General features: G+C 56.0%; 14 protein-coding genes and 1 pseudogene. 3 read left to right on the forward strand and 12 right to left on the reverse strand.

The features are described 5' to 3' along the window. Window positions 1–9: 9 nt before the first annotated feature. The 4 genes and pseudogenes from ACQG1K_RS07060 to cecR all read right to left on the reverse strand — a co-directional run bounded on the left by ACQG1K_RS07060 (window position 10) and on the right by cecR (window position 4,534). Window positions 10–1,143: pseudogene (locus tag ACQG1K_RS07060) on the reverse strand (ABC transporter permease). Next, the gene (locus tag ACQG1K_RS07065) at window positions 1,133–2,872 is read right to left on the reverse strand and encodes an ATP-binding cassette domain-containing protein (RefSeq protein WP_367074648.1); all 1,740 of its coding nucleotides are present in this window, start codon (window positions 2,870–2,872) and stop codon (window positions 1,133–1,135) included. Before ACQG1K_RS07065 ends, ACQG1K_RS07060 begins: the two are co-directional and overlap by 11 nt. Beyond that, window positions 2,865–3,860 carry a secretion protein HlyD gene (gene hlyD / locus ACQG1K_RS07070; protein ID WP_063146198.1) on the reverse strand — a complete coding sequence of 332 codons (996 nt, stop codon included), beginning with the start codon at window positions 3,858–3,860 and terminating at the stop codon, window positions 2,865–2,867. The genes ACQG1K_RS07065 and hlyD overlap by 8 nt, the downstream gene beginning before the upstream one ends. Then, window positions 3,857–4,534 carry a transcriptional regulator CecR gene (cecR, locus tag ACQG1K_RS07075; protein ID WP_022647510.1) on the reverse strand — a complete coding sequence of 226 codons (678 nt, stop codon included), beginning with the start codon at window positions 4,532–4,534 and terminating at the stop codon, window positions 3,857–3,859. The genes hlyD and cecR overlap by 4 nt, the downstream gene beginning before the upstream one ends. A gap of 204 nt (window positions 4,535–4,738) precedes the next feature. On the opposite strand from cecR, the gene rhlE reads away from it, so the two are divergent. Both rhlE and dinG read left to right on the forward strand, forming a co-directional pair. Beyond that, complete coding sequence (gene rhlE, locus ACQG1K_RS07080; RefSeq protein WP_017693771.1) at window positions 4,739–6,121, forward strand: ATP-dependent RNA helicase RhlE; 1,383 nt, start codon at window positions 4,739–4,741, stop codon at window positions 6,119–6,121. A gap of 96 nt (window positions 6,122–6,217) precedes the next feature. Continuing rightward, complete coding sequence (gene dinG, locus ACQG1K_RS07085) at window positions 6,218–8,395, forward strand: ATP-dependent DNA helicase DinG (protein ID WP_367074651.1); 2,178 nt, start codon at window positions 6,218–6,220, stop codon at window positions 8,393–8,395. On the opposite strand, the gene ACQG1K_RS07090 is transcribed toward dinG, so the two are convergent. The 5 genes from ACQG1K_RS07090 to ACQG1K_RS07110 all read right to left on the reverse strand — a co-directional run bounded on the left by ACQG1K_RS07090 (window position 8,382) and on the right by ACQG1K_RS07110 (window position 13,749). Beyond that, window positions 8,382–8,885 carry a fimbrial protein gene (locus ACQG1K_RS07090; protein ID WP_023299643.1) on the reverse strand — a complete coding sequence of 168 codons (504 nt, stop codon included), beginning with the start codon at window positions 8,883–8,885 and terminating at the stop codon, window positions 8,382–8,384. The genes dinG and ACQG1K_RS07090 overlap by 14 nt on opposite strands. 5 nt (window positions 8,886–8,890) lie before the next feature. After that, window positions 8,891–9,880: a fimbrial protein gene (locus ACQG1K_RS07095; protein ID WP_280005853.1), complete on the reverse strand. Its 990-nt coding sequence runs from the start codon at window positions 9,878–9,880 to the stop codon at window positions 8,891–8,893. Window positions 9,881–9,902: 22 nt separating this feature from the next. Continuing rightward, the gene (locus ACQG1K_RS07100; protein WP_367074653.1) at window positions 9,903–12,446 is read right to left on the reverse strand and encodes a fimbria/pilus outer membrane usher protein; all 2,544 of its coding nucleotides are present in this window, start codon (window positions 12,444–12,446) and stop codon (window positions 9,903–9,905) included. Between the two features lie 22 nt (window positions 12,447–12,468). Then, window positions 12,469–13,143, reverse strand: coding sequence for a fimbrial biogenesis chaperone (locus ACQG1K_RS07105; protein ID WP_045308539.1), 675 nt, complete (start codon window positions 13,141–13,143; stop codon window positions 12,469–12,471). 69 nt (window positions 13,144–13,212) lie between these two features. After that, entirely contained in the window at window positions 13,213–13,749 is a 537-nt protein-coding gene (locus ACQG1K_RS07110; protein ID WP_022647516.1) for a fimbrial protein, read from the reverse strand. Window positions 13,750–14,005: 256 nt separating this feature from the next. On the opposite strand from ACQG1K_RS07110, the gene ybiB reads away from it, so the two are divergent. Continuing rightward, entirely contained in the window at window positions 14,006–14,968 is a 963-nt protein-coding gene (gene ybiB, locus ACQG1K_RS07115) for a DNA-binding protein YbiB (protein ID WP_108367323.1), read from the forward strand. Window positions 14,969–15,084: 116 nt separating this feature from the next. Here ybiB and ybiJ read toward each other — a convergent pair whose 3' ends face one another. The 3 genes from ybiJ to mcbA form a co-directional block, all read right to left on the reverse strand. Then, complete coding sequence (gene ybiJ / locus ACQG1K_RS07120) at window positions 15,085–15,345, reverse strand: DUF1471 family protein YbiJ (protein ID WP_003858474.1); 261 nt, start codon at window positions 15,343–15,345, stop codon at window positions 15,085–15,087. A gap of 285 nt (window positions 15,346–15,630) precedes the next feature. After that, window positions 15,631–15,897, reverse strand: a complete 267-nt coding sequence (locus ACQG1K_RS07125) for a DksA/TraR family C4-type zinc finger protein (protein WP_022647518.1) — start codon at window positions 15,895–15,897, stop codon at window positions 15,631–15,633. A 118-nt stretch (window positions 15,898–16,015) separates the two neighbouring features. Then, a complete protein-coding gene (gene mcbA / locus ACQG1K_RS07130) occupies window positions 16,016–16,279 on the reverse strand; it encodes a DUF1471 family periplasmic protein McbA (RefSeq protein ID WP_022647519.1) in 264 nt (87 codons plus the stop codon). Window positions 16,280–16,469: the final 190 nt, after the last annotated feature.

Below are 16,469 nucleotides of genomic sequence, written 5' to 3' on the forward strand. Positions count from 1 at the left end.
ATCCGATGGCTAATCTAATCTTCTTTTCGTTTTCATCCACGTCAGCCCGATAAACATCACCGCCGACGCCAGCAAAAACAGGGTGTTGATAATCAGCACTACCGGGATGTTCCCCGCCAGAAACAGGCTTTGCAGGGTGCTCACAAAGTAGCGTGCCGGAATGATGTAGGTCACGGCACGGATCACCGCCGGCATACTGTCAATCTGGAAGATAAAGCCGGAGAGCATGATCGACGGCAGGAAGGCGGCATTAAGCGCCACCTGCGCGGCGTTAAACTGGTTGCGGGTGATGGTGGAGATCAGCAGCCCCATTCCCAGCGTGCTGAGTAAAAACAGGCTGGTAATAAAGAACAGCACCACCAGCGAACCGCGGTACGGCACGCCAAGAATAAATACCGAGACCAGCATACAGAGCAGCATCGCCAGCATGCCGAGGAAGTAGTAGGGGATCAGCTTGCAGAGCAAAAGCTCGACGCGCGTCACTTCGGTGGAGAGCAGCGCCTCCATGGTGCCGCGCTCCCATTCGCGGGCGATCACCAGCGAGGTGAGGATCGCGCCAATCACCGTCATGATGATAGTGACTGCACCCGGGATAATAAAATGCTGGCTGATGGCGGCGGGGTTAAACTAGTAGCGCGTCTGCACGTCAATCAGCGGTTCAAACTTCTCCCCCCGGTCTTCGGCGCGCTGCATCTGCCAGAGCTGCCAGATCCCCTCCGCATAGCCCTGCACGAAGTTGGCGGTGTTCGGTTCGCTGCCGTCGGTGATCACCTGAATTGGCGCATCGGCGCCCGGGCGTGCCATGTTGGCGGCGAAATCGACCGGGATGACGATCAGACCGCGAATTTTACCGGCCTGCATTTTCTGGATCAGTTCCTGCCGGTTGTCGCTGATGGTGGCATCGATGTAGGGCGAGCCGGTCATGGCGTGGGTGAAGTCCAGCGCCTCTTCGCTCTGCTGCTCCAGCAGGATCCCGACCCGCAGCTTGCTGGAATCGAGGTTAATCCCGTAGCCAAAAATAAACAGCAGCAGCAGGGGGATCACCACCGCAATCAGCCAGCTGCTGGGGTCACGCACAATCTGCCGCGTCTCTTTGACGCACAGGGCGCGCACCCGGCGCCAGGAGAGGGCGTTACTGCGCATGAGGATTCTCCTTATCCCAGTCGTGGATGAGGGTGATAAACGCCTGCTCCATGGTTGGGTCCGGCTGTGCGTCGTCGGCGGCCTGCGCTTTCAGGTCGTCCGGCGTGCCGTGGGCAATCAGCTTGCCGCGATAGACCAGCCCGATGCGGTCGCAGTACTCTGCCTCGTCCATAAAGTGGGTGGTGACCATCACGGTCACGCCTTTTTCCACCATGCTATTGATATGCAACCAGAATTCACGGCGGGTGAGGGGGTCCACGCCTGACGTAGGTTCATCAAGAAAGAGGATGTCGGGCTCGTGCATCAACGAACAGGCCAGCGCCAGCCGCTGTTTGAAGCCAAGCGGCAGCGCGTCGGTAGCGTGTGAGGCGATATCGGTCAGGCCAAAGGCGTCGCACATGCGGCCGATCTTCTCGTTCTGCGCCCGTCCCCGCAGGCCGTAGACGCCGGAGAAAAATCGCAGATTTTGCTCCACCGTCAGGTTGCCGTAGAGCGAAAACTTCTGCGCCATATAGCCCAGGTGCTGGCGCGCCTTGCCGGAGCTGACTTTGAGATCCATGTTCAGCACCAGCGCTTTGCCGGAGGTCGGTACCAGCAGGCCGCACATCATTTTAAAGGTGGTGGATTTCCCCGCACCGTTCGGCCCGAGCAGGCCAAATATCTCGCCGCGCTTCACGGCAAAATTGACGTTATCGGTGGCGGCGAAATCGCCAAATTTTTTGGTGAGCGATTTCGCTTCAATGACCGTTTCGCCCGGCGTGCCTTCCACCGTGTGCAGAATGGCGCCAAGCGGTGATTCTGAGGTTCCCGCCCCCCCCAGCAGATCGATAAACGCATCTTCAAAGCGCGGCGCGGTCTCTGTCATGTCGATTTCAGGCATCCCCTGCGCACGCCGGATATCGTCGGCGGTGGCCTCTTTTTTGAGGATCACGCGCACCGAACGGCCCTGAATCATCCCGTCGCTCACCTGGGGCAGCTTCAGCACCCGTTGCAGCAGCTTGCGGTTGGATTCCTGCGCGCTATGTAGCAGAAAACTGCGCCCGGCCATGGTTTGCGTCAGCTCGGTGGGCTCGCCCTGATAGAGCAGTTCGCCTTCGTTCATCAGCAGCACGTCACGGCACTGCTCTGCTTCATCAAGGTAAGAGGTACTCCAGAGGATCAGCATGCCGTCACCCGCCAGCTCGTGCACCATCTGCCACAGCTCGCGGCGGGAAATCGGGTCCACGCCGACGCCGGGTTCATCCAGCAACAGCACCTTCGGTTCGCCCACCAGCGTGCAGGCCAGCCCCAGCTTCTGCTTCATCCCGCCGGAAAGTTTGCCCGCCAGCCGATCGGTGAACGGGCCGAGGGAGGTAAACGCCAGCAGACGCTCGAAGGTTTTCTGCCGGGTTTCGCCGGTAACGCTGCGCAGATCGGCATACAGGTTGAGGTTTTCCATTACCGTCAGATCTTCATACAGACCAAACTTCTGCGGCATATAGCCGAGTATGCCGTGGAGCGCCGCGTCGTCTTTGATGGGATCGAGGCCAAGCACGCTGGCGCTGCCTTCATCCGGCTTCAGCAATCCCGCCAGCATCCGCATCAGCGTGGTTTTACCCGCGCCGTCCGGCCCCACCAGCCCGGTCACATAGCCTTTCTGAATCGTACAGTTCAGCGGCGCGACCGCCGGTTTAGCCATTCCCGGGAAGCGTTTGACCAGATTATTGAGCTCGATAACCGCATCATTCATGTTGTTCCCCGTCGTTTAAGGTCACGGTAACAGGCATGCCCTGACGCAGCGCGTCGTCCGCATCGGTGACGATGATGCGCAGGCGATACACCAGGTCGGTACGCAGATCCGGGGTTTCAACGGTTTTTGGCGTGAACTCGGCCGTTGGGGAGATGAAGCCCACTTTGCCGTGATACGGCTTGTCCGGGCGACCATCGGTGTAGAGCAGCAGTTCGCGGCCCGGCTGCATCTGGCCAAGATTCGGCTCATCAATGTAAGCGCGCACCCACACCGGACGGGTTAAGGAGAGCGTTAACACGGTGCTGCCCGCGCTGAGCATGCTGCCCGGCTCCACGGCGCGGGTCATCAGCGTACCGTCAGACGGGGCGATTAACGTGGTGTCGTGCAGATCCAGCTCCGCCTGGGCTAACTGCGCCTGCGCCTGCTCAAGGCTGGCCTTCGCCTGGGCAATGTCCTGCGCGCGGTTACCGGTGCGGTACTGGCTTAACTTATCCTGGGCAGATTTCAGCGTCGCCTGCGCCTGGTCGCGGGATGAGCGCGCGTTTTCCAGGTCGTTGGCGGAAATAGTGCGGCTTTTCCATAAGCCTTGCTGACGGTTATAGAAATTCTGCGCATAGTCATAGGCGGCTTTTGCCTGCTTAACTGCAGCGGCCGCCTGGGCGATCTCTTCATCACGATAGCCCGCCAGCATCAGGTCGTACTGCGCCTGTGCGACGGCGACGCCCGCTTTTGCCTGCATCAACGCGTTTTCAAACGGGGCTTTGTCCAGCATCCCCAGCGTCTGCCCGGTTTTGATGGCATCGCCTTCGTCAACGCTCAGCGAGGCCAGCCGTCCGCCGACGCGGAAGCTCATGTTCACGGTGCGGATATCCACGTTGCCGTACAGCGTCAGGCCACGATCCTGCTGGCTCTGATACCACAGCCAGCCGCCTGTTCCCGCAGCAAGCAAGACAACAACCACCAGAATAATGGCGACAGGTTTTTTCATGACTTCTGGCTCCTTTGCGTTAAGCCTTGCAGGATCAGATCAACGTGACAGGTAATGACCTGGCTAATTTGCGCGGCTTTATCCTCATCGAATTGTGTCCAGCCCGTACGTAACAGGATGGTCTCGCGCCCCAGACGGAAGGCGAGCACTTCGCCCAGCAGGGCGTGGGTATGCAAAATGGTGTCCGTATCGCTGGCGTCCCGTCCGGTATAGGCGGCGATCAGCCGGGTCAGATGGCTATGCATCGGGGCGATCACCTGATCGTGTACCAGCTGGTACGCGGCAGTGGGGGAGAGCTGCTCGCGGGAGATAAATTTGCTCAGGTTCAGCGTATCGTCGTGCGTCAGCAGGCGGATCATGTTGTGACAGGCGTTAAGGATCAGCTGGCGGATGGCAACCCGGTCCGGTTCTGTCTGGCTGAACAGCGCGGTCGCTTCTTCCACGTGTGGGCGAAAGCTGGTGCCGATAAAATCCGCGATCCACTGGGCGCAGGCGAGGTATAGATCCTCTTTTGAGCCAAAATAGTAGGTAATGGCCGCAATATTCTGCCCGGCCTGCGCGGCGATATCCCGCGTGGTGGCATGCAGACCATACTCGCCAAACTGCGCCAGCGCGGCGGCGATAAGCTGACTTTTCGCCTGTTCGCCTTTGGTTGTCGTTGGGGTTGTATTCATAGCAGCACTAAAAATTAATCAATCGATTGATTAAGATTATGCCTGATTCCAGCATACGTCGAGTCATCGCCGGGGATATTTTATGCGCCACGTCACAAAAGCTGCTACACTCCGCACCTTCGCGACATTGTGGTTTTTGTCCTTCTATTCGCTATATCTCCCTGAAAACTACACCTGTGATGGTCGGGGCGGTTCGGAGTTTTTATGTCTTTTGATTCCCTTGGTCTGAACCCGGAAATTCTGCGCGCCATCGCAGAGCAGGGCTACGTTGAGCCAACCCCTATTCAGCAGCAGGCTATCCCGGCCGTTTTGCAGGGCCGTGACCTGATGGCAAGCGCGCAGACCGGTACCGGTAAGACCGCGGGCTTTACCCTGCCGCTGCTGGAGCTGCTGGTAAAAAACCAGCCACACGCCAAAGGCCGTCGTCCGGTGCGTGCGCTGATCCTCACCCCAACCCGCGAGCTGGCGGCCCAGATTGGTGAGAACGTGCGTGAATACAGCCGCTATCTCAACATTCGTTCGCTGGTAGTTTTCGGCGGGGTAAGCATTAACCCGCAGATGATGAAGCTGCGCGGCGGCGTGGACGTGCTGGTGGCAACGCCGGGGCGTCTGCTGGATCTCGAACACCAGAACGCGGTGAAGCTCGATAACATCGAAATTCTGGTGCTGGACGAAGCCGACCGTATGCTGGACATGGGCTTCATCCACGACATTCGTCGCGTGCTGGCGAAGCTGCCGACGCGTCGTCAGAACCTGCTCTTCTCCGCGACCTTCTCCGACGAGATCAAGGCGCTGGCAGAAAAGCTGCTGCATAACCCGCTGGAAGTGGAAGTCGCGCGCCGCAACACCGCCTCCGAGCAGGTGACGCAGCACGTGCACTTTGTAGATAAGAAGCGCAAGCGGGAACTGCTCTCCCAGATGATCGGCCAGGGCAACTGGCAGCAGGTGCTGGTGTTTACCCGCACCAAGCACGGCGCCAATCACCTGGCGGAACAGCTGAATAAAGATGGCATCCGCAGCGCGGCCATTCACGGCAACAAGAGCCAGGGCGCGCGTACCCGCGCACTGGCAGACTTCAAGTCCGGCGACATACGCGTGCTGGTGGCAACCGACATCGCCGCACGCGGTCTGGATATCGAAGAGCTGCCGCACGTGGTGAACTACGAGCTGCCAAACGTGCCGGAAGATTACGTTCACCGTATCGGCCGTACCGGACGCGCGGCGGCAACCGGGGAAGCGCTCTCTCTGGTTTGCGTGGATGAGCACAAGCTGCTGCGCGACATCGAACGCCTGCTGAAGAAAGAGATCCCGCGCATTGAAACCCCGGGCTATGAAGTTGACCCGTCAATCAAAGCCGAGCCAATTCAGAACGGTCGTCAGGGTGGCGGGCGCGGTCAGGGCGGCGGTGGTCGCGGTCAGCAGCCGCGTCGTGCCGAAGGCGGCGCGCCGAAATCTTCGGGCAAACCGCCGCGTCGTAATAACGACAGCAAACCGGCCGGTGAAAACCCATGGCGTAGCGGCGAAGGGAAACCGGCAGGCGAGGGGCAGCGCCGACGCCGCCCGCGTAAGCCTGCTAACCCGCAGTAATCTGGAAGCCCGGTCGTAAAGCCGGGCTTTTCTTTTTGCGGCAGCGGAGAGAAAGTGCCACAATAGTGGCTGTTTATACAGTATTTCAGGTTTCCGATGGCTTTAACCGCTGCGCTCAAGGCGCAAATTGGCGCATGGTATAAGGCGCTACAACAGCAGATCCCCGATTTTATTCCCCGAGCCCCGCAGCGGCAGATGATTGCCGACGTGGCAAAAACGCTCGCCGGGGACGACGGGCGACATCTGGCGATTGAAGCCCCGACCGGCGTCGGGAAAACCCTGTCGTATCTTATTCCCGGCATTGCCATCGCGCGGGAAGAAGATAAAACGCTGGTGGTCAGTACCGCTAACGTGGCCTTGCAGGATCAGATCTTCAGCAAAGATTTGCCGCTGCTGCGCAAAATTATCCCCGATTTACGGTTTACCGCCGCCTTTGGTCGCGGGCGCTACGTCTGTCCGCGCAATCTGGCGGCACTGGCCAGCAGTGAACCCTCCCAACAGGATCTGCTCGCGTTTCTTGATGACGAGCTGACGCCAAACAACAAGGCGGAGCAGGAGCAGTGCGCAAAGCTGAAGGCCGATCTCGACGGTTACAAGTGGGACGGCCTGCGGGATCACACCAACCAGGCGATCGGCGACGACCTGTGGCGCAGGCTCAGCACCGATAAAGCAAGCTGCCTGAACCGTAACTGTCACTACTATCGCGAGTGCCCGTTCTTTGTCGCCCGGCGTGAGATTCAGGAAGCGGAGGTGGTTGTCGCCAACCACGCGCTGGTCATGGCTGCACTGGAGAGTGAAGCGGTCCTGCCGGAGCCCAAAAACCTGCTGCTGGTGCTCGATGAAGGTCATCATCTGCCCGACGTGGCGCGAGATGCGCTGGAGATGAGCGCGGAAATTACCGCCCCGTGGTTTCGCCTGCAACTGGATCTGTTCTGCAAACTGGTGGCAACCTGCATGGAGCAGTTCCGCCCGAAAACCACGCCGCCGCTGGCGGTCCCGGAGCGGTTGAGCGAGCACTGTGAAGAGGTGTACGGCCTCATCGCCTCGCTGAATAACATCTTTAACCTGTATCTCCCCGCCACCCAGGAGGCGGAACATCGCTTTGCGATGGGTGAGTTGCCGCAGGAAGTGATGGAGATTTGCCAGCAGCTGGCGAAGCACCTGGAAAAGCTGCGCGGGCTGGCGGAGATGTTCTTAAACGATCTCAGCGAGAAAACCGGTACTCACGACGTGGTGCGTTTGCACCGCATTCTGCTGCAAATGAATCGTGCGCTGGGGATGTTTGAAGCGCAGAGCAAACTCTGGCGGCTGGCTTCGATGGCGCAGGCGTCCGGCGCGCCGGTGACTAAGTGGGCCACCCGCGAAGTACGAGACGGGCAGGGACATCTCTTCTTCCACTGCGTGGGCATCCGCGTGGCCGATCAGCTGGAAAAGCTGATCTGGCGCAGCGTTCCGCACGTGGTAGTGACGTCAGCGACTCTGCGTTCCCTGAACAGCTTCTCAAGGTTGCAGGAGATGAGCGGCCTGAAAGAGAAAGCGGGCGACCGCTTTGTGGCCCTGGACTCGCCGTTCAACCACTGTGAGCAGGGAAAGCTGGTCATTCCGCGCATGAATTATGAGCCGCTTATCGATAACGAAGAGCAGCATATTGAGGAAATGGCGGCCTACTTCCGCGAGCAGGTTGAGAGTAAAAAATACCCCGGTATGCTGGTGCTGTTTGCCAGCGGTCGGGCGATGCAACGCTTCCTGGAGCACGTCACCGATCTGCGCTTACTCCTGCTGGTGCAGGGCGATCAGCCGCGCTATCGGCTGGTGGAAACCCACCGTAAACGCATTGATAACGGCGAGCGCAGCGTGCTGGTGGGGTTACAGTCCTTTGCGGAAGGGCTTGATTTGAAAGGCGACTACCTGACGCAGGTGCATATCCATAAAATCGCCTTCCCGCCCATCGACAGCCCGGTGGTGATCACCGAAGGCGAATGGCTGAAAAGCCTTAACCGTTATCCGTTTGAAGTGCAAAGCCTGCCTGCAGCGTCGTTTAACCTGATTCAGCAGGTCGGGCGCTTGATCCGTAGCCACGGCTGCTGGGGCGAGGTGGTGATTTATGACAAACGACTGCTCACCAAAAACTACGGCCAGCGGCTGCTGAATGCGCTGCCGATCTTCCCGATTGAGCAGCCGGACGTGCCGGAAGTAAAAAAACGCCCGACAAAACTGGCTGCCGGGCGTCGAAAAAGCTTCCGTGCTAAGGGGCGCGGTCCTACTGGTAAGTGAAGGTCACCTGGATCACGCTGCTGAACGTGCCGGCAGAGATGGGCATCGAGGTGGCGTAATAGCGTGCGGCCAGCGGGAACGTGGCCGTGTGGTCTGACGGGTTTATGGCAGCGTTAAAGGCGGCCTGCGGGGCAATCAGTATCTTGTCCTGACGATCTGCCAGCTCCAGTGCCAGCCCCTTTGCGCTACCGAGATTGGCAAATTTGGTGGGATGGGTGCTGTCGGCCTGACCGTAGAAAAAGGCGGTGGCAAGCGCCAGCGTGGCCGGGCAGTGCGACACCGAAAGGGAAAAGTCCTTCCACTCGCCGGTATCGCCCACGTCTTTAAAACTACCCGATGCCGCCTGGCCTAAGTCCACCGTCAGGTTGCGGCTGGCACTGTCAATGACGCACGTGTTGGCGTAAATGTTACCCGTCATCTGGATCTGTATATCATCGGCGTGGGCCTGGGCGATCAGCCCCAGCGCGAGAATCAATGCGGTTTTTTTCATGACGTTCACTTATAAGCGAGGGTGATGGTTGCCACAGTATTGGCTGGCCCGGGGGTGACTACATTGCTGACCTGCTCGTAGCGAACCTCAAACGGGATCACCAGCGTTTCGTTGGCTACGGCCTGATTTTGGGTACTTACATAGGTACCGAAGGTGGCGAGATGGTCATCAAATAGCATTCTTACTCCGACGCCTGTAGCCATGCCGGTCTGCTGCGTGAGTTTGATCACCCCCTCAAATGCTGTGTCATATCCATTCGCGCTGGTGATTTTTAGCTCAGGCTGTACGGTTGTGTCACAGTTGACGGTGATATTAAATTTTTGAGCAGGGCTGGATAAAAAACCTACGCTGATGAAATCACTGACGGGAAAATCGCCCAAATTAACGGTGAGATTTTTCGGTAAAACGGAGCAGGTGACCTGATGAAGAATAACATTACCTGCATAGGCGATGTGGTTAGGGTTGCCGATCCCTTCATGGCCGAAAACGCCAATGCCAAATTCGGTTTGAGACTGCACCAGCGTACCGGATGTCACGGTGTCACTCGTTTTAACCAGCTCAAGCGTTATTTCAAAGCTAAAAGTCTGTGTTCCATCGGTAGAGACGTAGCCAACAGGCGTTCCACGTGAATCGCACTGCACGCCGCCAGCGCCGCTAATTCGCTGCCCGTGATCATTCATCAATGCTACGCCAATCCCCGGCACGCCGGATTCGTATACCCCCCTGAGCCCTGGCATTTCCGCTCCGGTGCCGTAGTAGCAGGAGACAATCTCCAGGCCGCTGTCGGTATTCTGATCGCAATGCCCGGCAACATGAACGCTCTGCTCTGTACCCGGGATAGTTGCGCCAACTGCCAGCGTCGTCGGGACAGAAATGGATGCCACGTTGATCATTTTGGGGAGATCCGGCGTGGTGCAGGTCGCCTTCGCATGCGGCATGAATAACGCAGCGGTTCCCAGAATCAGTAAGAAAAAGCACTGTTTAATCATTTGCATAATGTTTTGCCTTTAGGGGAGATCAGTGACACTGCGCGGCAGCGTTAATGATGCTGGTTTTCGCTTTCTCATCCGTGAGCACATAGTCAGCGACGCAATGCTCGTTTGCCTCCTGTCCCCAGGAAACGCGGAGATGCCCTTGCTGTGGCAGACCGGAGAGATAGGTCTGGCCGTCATTCCCGACGATAAATTCGCTGTCCTTGTCCTCGGTGGTAACCGTTGCGCCGAACGGCAGCGGTTTACCGTTTTGCGTGAGCGTCATCAGGACGCGATTGCCCACGCGCGTCGTGAAGCTGGCGCGCACAATGGCTCCGCGGGTTGGCGTCACAATTTGTGCCGCATGGGTGACGTCGGCGTCCTCCGGCAGCGTTTCCGTATCCAGCGCAATAGTGTTGTGGCGATACGCGGTGACGAACGGTACGACGGTGTAGCCGCGGAAGTCGGTTTCAACGCCGGTCTGGTTAGTGATATGCGTGCCGTGCGTACCCGGGGCTTTCACGAGCGCAATGGTCTCACCGAGCGGCTGGCTTAGCGTGATGCCGTTTGCATGGGCAATCACGCCTCCCTGCAAGCCGACGTTCAGTGTTTGCTGATATTTATCCTGACTGACGCCACCGCTCACTTCACCGTATGTCGCTTTGTAGTCGGCGTTAACGCTGGTGGAGTTACCGCTGCCGGTGCTGCTCAGCCCCTCCTGGAGATTCCAGTTCAGGTTGTCTTCTTTCAGGGCCGTACCGTTCAGGCCGATGTTCTGCGTGGTGCCATCTTTCGTGTTGTTCAGGTTGTACGTGGCCCAGGTGTTATGCATCCAGCGATCCAGCGGAACCGAAACGCTCAGCGAGAACTGGTTGTCGTTCGTCACCGCATTACCGTCCAGATCGCTGTCGTGAGTGTTTTTATTCATGCTGTAGCTAAGGCTGTAGCTAACGCCGTGCCAGCTGTTGTTGTAGCTGACGCTCATGGAGGTCATGTCCTGGTTCTGGCTCCAGTAGGTTTCCTTCACCATGCTCAGCGTGACCGATCCCCAGCCTTCTGGTAGCGTCTGGTCGATGGTGGCTTCGGTACGGGCGCGGCGCTGCTGTGGCGCAGACCAGTTGTCGGCGCGGGTATACGACTCCATGGTGTCGTCCAGGGTGTAAAACCCCTTGCTGTTGTAGCGATAGCCCGCAAGCGAAAAGTTGGTGCCTGAACCGGCGAAATCTTTGCTGTAGCGTACGCGCCACGATTTGCCTGTGCTGGACTGCTGTTTTTTCAGCAGGGCTCTGGCGCGAGTCACGTCAATGGAGAACGCCCCTAAATCACCCATGTTTTTCCCGGCGCCTATCACCTGCGACTGATAATGACTGCTCTGCTGTACGCCGCCGTAGGCCGTGAAGCCGTGGGGTAAACCATAGATGGCGCTCCCCTGAGCAAACGGGGTCTTTTCAACATCTTTGTCATAAGAACGATAACGCCCGGCAGTTACGCTGTAGCGCAGGTTTTTTTCACGCTGCAATACCGGAACGGAGGCAAACGGCACCACGAAATGGCTTTCGCTGCCGTCAGTTTCTTTCACCGTGACCTGGAGGTCGCCGCTGCTGCCGGTGGGGTAGAGATCGTTAATTTCGAAGGCCCCCGGCGCGACCGTGTTCTGATAAATCACGTACCCGTTCTGGCGCACCATCACCAGCGCGTTGCTGTGGGCGGTGCCACGAATAATAGGCGCATAGCCTTTTTCGCTGTCGGGAAGCATGTCGTTATCGGATTTCAGCTCCACGCCGGTGTAAGGGACACTGTCAAAAACATCAGCAGGTGATGAGCTCTGGCCAACGGTGATATCGCTTTTCATCGCCACAATATCGCGTTGCGCATAGGTATAAACGGAGGTGAATTTCTGTTCCTCCTCATTGCCTGTGGTGCTGCGATTCCAGGTGGAATAGTTGCGAAGGCGCCATGCGCCAACGTTTAAACCCGGACGCAGGTTCACGTACTGGCTACTGCTATCCTCTTCACCCTGCTGGCGCGCATGGCTCTGGCTGGCGTTGACGCTGTAATTAAGCAGGCCCGCGTTGATCCCTTCGTCAAACTCTTTCGGGTCGATGTAACCGCGTGGCACCTGTCCGAGCGCCTTTTGCGGAATGCTCAGCAGCAGCTGCTGGTTGCGAACGTGAAAGATTGCAGATGAAGCAGGGATGACACCTAGATCGGCACACTGGCCTTTGGCCATGAGCTGAGGAAACTTTTGGGTCTTGATACCGAGGCTTTTTAATTCACCCATGCTAAAGCAAGGTTGTAACGTGTCGTTGCCCTGCGAATCTTTCTCAAGCGTAAAGGTCACGTTGCGGGTATCAATTTTATTATTATTGATAAACACCGCGACCTCATATTTCCCCGGTGCCTGGCCGGGACCTTTTTCATAGACGGACAGATCGGTTTTACCCTGCTGGGGATTATCAATATCCAGCAGGGCGGGGTTAAAATAATCATCAGCCATAACCTGCTGCGCAAAGATGGCTATTGCCAGGCCAAAGAGAATGACCAGCAATGAAGACATTCGGCAGGTGAACGGCTTTTTGTGGCTGTACATGATTATTTTATTACCGGAACAATTAATGAACGGATTTCGACCAGGAATGGCTGATGCTGCCGTAATCATTAATAATGGAATACGTCACGTTTGAGCCCCCGACATTACCCGGTATGGCAAAATGTGTTTCTGATTTCGGAACAGCCCAGGTCGCTTTTGTGACTTTCTGACCGTTAAGCGTGACGGTCTGGAAATTCATATAGAAAGGCGTAGGGTTATTCACCACCAGGTCGTTACCTTCGCGATGCCATTCAAGCTTATCCGCCACATCTTCTGGTCGGCCTTTTACCGAGGACGGGCGATACAGCAATTTAATGCGGGTATTAATGGCAATTTGCAGCGTATTTACTCCCTCAACGTGTTTTGAGGAAGGGATCGCTTTGATATTCAACCAGTACAGAGATTCCCTGTCTTCCGGTAAATTTCCGCCCGTGCGTACCACGCGCAGAACGTTATCTTCTTTTGCATCCAGACGGAAAAGCGGCGGGGTGATCAGGAATGGGGCTTTGGCCGGGTTTTTACCGCCAGAATCGACCCAGGACTGTACCAGATAATCCGTCGTATCCGGGTTTGACAGGCCAAGAGATGATTCCTTTTTATCTCCTTGATAGACCAGCCGGGTACCATTAATCACGACGCCCGCATGTGCAGAGGCTGCTATCAGTAAAAGAGTGCTCAGTAAATAACCGTGGCGCATAAAGATTTCTCAATAAATAGAAGAGATATTAATGCCCGCAAAAGCATTAATATCTCAGGATTGATAAGATCAGTTATAAATAACGGTGAAAGTCGATACAGAGTTGGCAGGGCCTGCGGTAATGGCGGCCTGAGTTTGAATATAACGCGCACCGAATTCCAGGTCGTTAACTGCCGTGCCGGAGGCTAAAGGATATTGCTGCGAAGGCGTATACAGAGTGACAGGCTGCCCGGAAGCATCCATCAACTGAATGGCTACACCGGTTGCCGCATCGGTATCTGGCGTTAATGCCAGCGCGGCATTATTATCCGCATCCGGCGTACCGCCGAAGTTAATCGCAGCCGAGGTCACTGTTTCCGGACAATTGGTTAACTTAATATCAAACTTCGTTGATGTGCTGGTAGAGCCTGCGCCGGTAAATACCGTTTTAGACACCTTACCCAACTGAACGTTTAATGGATTACTTAATCCATTCACGACCTGGCAAGCAGAATCGATAATTTCACCGGTGAAATTAATCTGGCCTTCACCGTTAGTTGCCGCAAATGCGGATGCAGAACATCCCACCGTTGCGGCGATAAAAAAACCTAATGCAACCTTGTTCATAGTTAATCCTGATGTGATTCTGGTAAAAGCGTTGCCTGGACGTTTTTACCGTTGACCCTTAATGATTTTTCGATGTTTATTTAATCAAAAAAAGGGTCGCTGCGGATCTTTTGTCCCAATCACAAATAATGCAAATAGTGCTTGAGTTTAATTTTTTTATATGAAAACAGCAGGTTGATAATGATCACAAAACACTATCGGGTCTGTGTTCATCGGGCTATATTGTTAACAAGATAATGCAGTCAGGAGAAATGTCGTGGATTACCGCAAAATTATCAAAGAGGTAGGGCGTGGGAAAAACCACGCTCGCGATCTGGACCAGGAAACAGCCCGCGCGTTGTACACGCATATGCTGAATGGCGACGTGCCGGAACTGGAAATGGGCGGCATTTTGATTGCGCTGCGTATTAAAGGGGAAGGTGAGGCGGAGATGCGCGGCTTTTATGAGGCCATGCAGTCGCAGACCATGCGCTTAACCCCGCCCGTCACGAAGCCGATGCCAGTTGTGATCCCGACCTACAACGGCGCGCGTAAGCAGGCAAACCTCACGCCGCTGCTGGCTATTCTGTTGCAGAAACTCGGTTTCCCGGTAGTAGTGCATGGCGTGAGCGAAGATCCGACGCGCGTGCTGACAGAAACCATCCTGGCGTTGTTAGGTATTGAACCGACCCTCCATGCCGGTCAGGCACAGGCAAAGCTGGAGGGGAATCAGCCGGTCTATATCCCCGTTAGCGCGCTCTGCCCACCGCTGGAAAAGCAGCTGGACATGCGCTGGCGCATGGGCGTACGTAACAGTGCTCACACCCTGGCGAAGCTGGCGACGCCGTTTGCCGAAGACGCCGCGCTGCGTCTTTCCAGCGTCTCACATCCGGAATACGTGACGCGAGTCGGGCAATTCTTTGCCGAAATCGGTGGACGCGCGCTGCTGATGCACGGGACAGAAGGCGAGGTTTACGCCAACCCGCAGCGTTGTCCACAGCTGATGCTGATTGAGCCCGCCGGGACGCGGGTCGTTGTTGAACGTGGGGAAGAGAACAGAGATGCGATCCTGCCTGAGTCGAAAGATCCGCAGGTCACCGCGCACTGGATTGTGCAGTGTCTGGCCGGGAAGGTGCCGGTTCCGCAGTCAATCAAGCTGCAAATGGCCTGCTGCCTGATGGCAGCAGGGGAAGTCGAGTCCGTGGAAGCCGGGTTGCAGCGCGTGGCGCAGTCATTTTAAGCAAAAAAAAGCCCGTCCAGTGGCGGACGGGCAAACAAGGGTAACAACAACAGGGTCAATGAGGGTTGGAGCATCTCACCAGAGGGTATGGCGAGGGTGGAGCATAATTTGTTCGATTACTTGTAGATAACCGCAGTACCGCTCAGTTTGTTATTACCGTTAGTGGAAGTGATGGTGTATCCACTTGCGCCCGCGGCGGCAGCTTTTTCAGCCAGTTTTGCTTCCAGACCGTCCAGCGTGGTCGCGCCTTCAGCACTCACCACACCGATTTTGTTCAGATCCTGTGCCTGAGTAGAGGAGACTGGCTCTACAGCGAAAGCGCCGAAAGACAGAGCGGACAGGGCAACAGCGGCAACAGCATATTTGATGGTTTTCATAGGTCAATTCTCGCAGGTTATTCTGTTAAGGGGACGATGTTCCGTCGATGTGATAAGTATCACGCTTTTTAGCGGAAGATAAAATCGAAGAGAATTGACGTGGTTGGTCAAAAAAATTGAATGACAAATAACTTATTGATTACTAATAAAATCAGAAGCGCAATTGACACTTCTTGCGGATACGCTTTACAGACACAATCAGAAGGGCACGTTTTGCTACGCGCTTCGCTGAAAGTCGTGAGCGTAAAGTAAACTGTTGGTGCGGTTAACTACGGTAAAGGAAAGTCAACGTAACTGGCTGTCTTTCGATCCTCTACGATTATATCCTGAATGTGAAGCATTTTTTGAATCTTTCTCCTGCTGACAGGTGATGCAAAGCCGTACTCCGGGAATGGCTTTACGTCGTGCCTCAGGAATGGGATCCCCGCACTCTTCGCATTCCGTCAAACTTTCGCCGCGCGGAATTTCACCGCGAGCACGCGCAACCGCATCTTCAATGGTACTGTTGATCTGTTCGTTAACGGCGTCGTCATTCGCCCAGCCGGAAGCCATGATGTTCTCCTGAAAGGATCAAGTCATGCATTTTAATATGGGGTGAAAAAACGCACAGTCAAGGCGCAGGCAGAGAGAACTGCATCTGCCGGGCAGATGCAGTTTGGAAGGCGGTAAGTTATTTATAGATAGTCGCGGTACCGTACATATGGTTATCGCCACCGGCGGCGTTCACCACGAAGCCTTTAGCGCCTTCCTGACGGGCTTTTTCGGCCAGCTTGTCCTGAAGGTCATCAAGGTTGCTTGCCCGGCTGACAGAGACCGTCCCGGCCGCGCGTAGCTGGCTGGTGTCGGTACTGTCGGTCAGAGGTTGAACGGACAAGGCAGAGAATGATGCGCCTGCCAGCGCACCCGCAATAATAAAGGTCAGATACTTTTTCATAATCACATCCTCAGGGGAAACAACAGGTGATTCCTGTTAAGTTTAGAAGCCTGATGCGTGTGATTTAGCGCAAAAATTTGATGATGATCTGCTTATTTTTTGAACGATAAATTCTGACAATTTGTTGACAGATCATAGACATACAGGTCGCTGATTTTTGTCGTTTTTTTGTGCGACTCAGACAGATATT

This window comes from Enterobacter cloacae complex sp. 402C9 (genome assembly GCF_050030745.1).
Classification (GTDB): Bacteria; Pseudomonadota; Gammaproteobacteria; order Enterobacterales; family Enterobacteriaceae; genus Enterobacter; species Enterobacter intestinihominis.

Bases quoted from the DNA above. Each gene is read 5' to 3' on its own strand.
- ACQG1K_RS07105 (WP_045308539.1), bottom strand. From the start codon at position 13,143: ATGCGCCACGGTTATTTACTGAGCACTCTTTTACTGATAGCAGCCTCT.
- ACQG1K_RS07090 (WP_023299643.1), bottom strand. From the start codon at position 8,885: ATGAAAAAAACCGCATTGATTCTCGCGCTGGGGCTGATCGCCCAGGCC.
- ACQG1K_RS07095 (WP_280005853.1), bottom strand. From the start codon at position 9,880: ATGCAAATGATTAAACAGTGCTTTTTCTTACTGATTCTGGGAACCGCT.
- ACQG1K_RS07065 (WP_367074648.1), bottom strand. From the start codon at position 2,872: ATGAATGATGCGGTTATCGAGCTCAATAATCTGGTCAAACGCTTCCCG.
- ACQG1K_RS07125 (WP_022647518.1), bottom strand. From the start codon at position 15,897: ATGGCTTCCGGCTGGGCGAATGACGACGCCGTTAACGAACAGATCAAC.
- hlyD (WP_063146198.1), bottom strand. From the start codon at position 3,860: ATGAAAAAACCTGTCGCCATTATTCTGGTGGTTGTTGTCTTGCTTGCT.
- ACQG1K_RS07110 (WP_022647516.1), bottom strand. From the start codon at position 13,749: ATGAACAAGGTTGCATTAGGTTTTTTTATCGCCGCAACGGTGGGATGT.
- rhlE (WP_017693771.1), top strand. From the start codon at position 4,739: ATGTCTTTTGATTCCCTTGGTCTGAACCCGGAAATTCTGCGCGCCATC.
- mcbA (WP_022647519.1), bottom strand. From the start codon at position 16,279: ATGAAAAAGTATCTGACCTTTATTATTGCGGGTGCGCTGGCAGGCGCA.
- ACQG1K_RS07100 (WP_367074653.1), bottom strand. From the start codon at position 12,446: ATGTACAGCCACAAAAAGCCGTTCACCTGCCGAATGTCTTCATTGCTG.
- ybiJ (WP_003858474.1), bottom strand. From the start codon at position 15,345: ATGAAAACCATCAAATATGCTGTTGCCGCTGTTGCCCTGTCCGCTCTG.
- dinG (WP_367074651.1), top strand. From the start codon at position 6,218: ATGGCTTTAACCGCTGCGCTCAAGGCGCAAATTGGCGCATGGTATAAG.
- cecR (WP_022647510.1), bottom strand. From the start codon at position 4,534: ATGAATACAACCCCAACGACAACCAAAGGCGAACAGGCGAAAAGTCAG.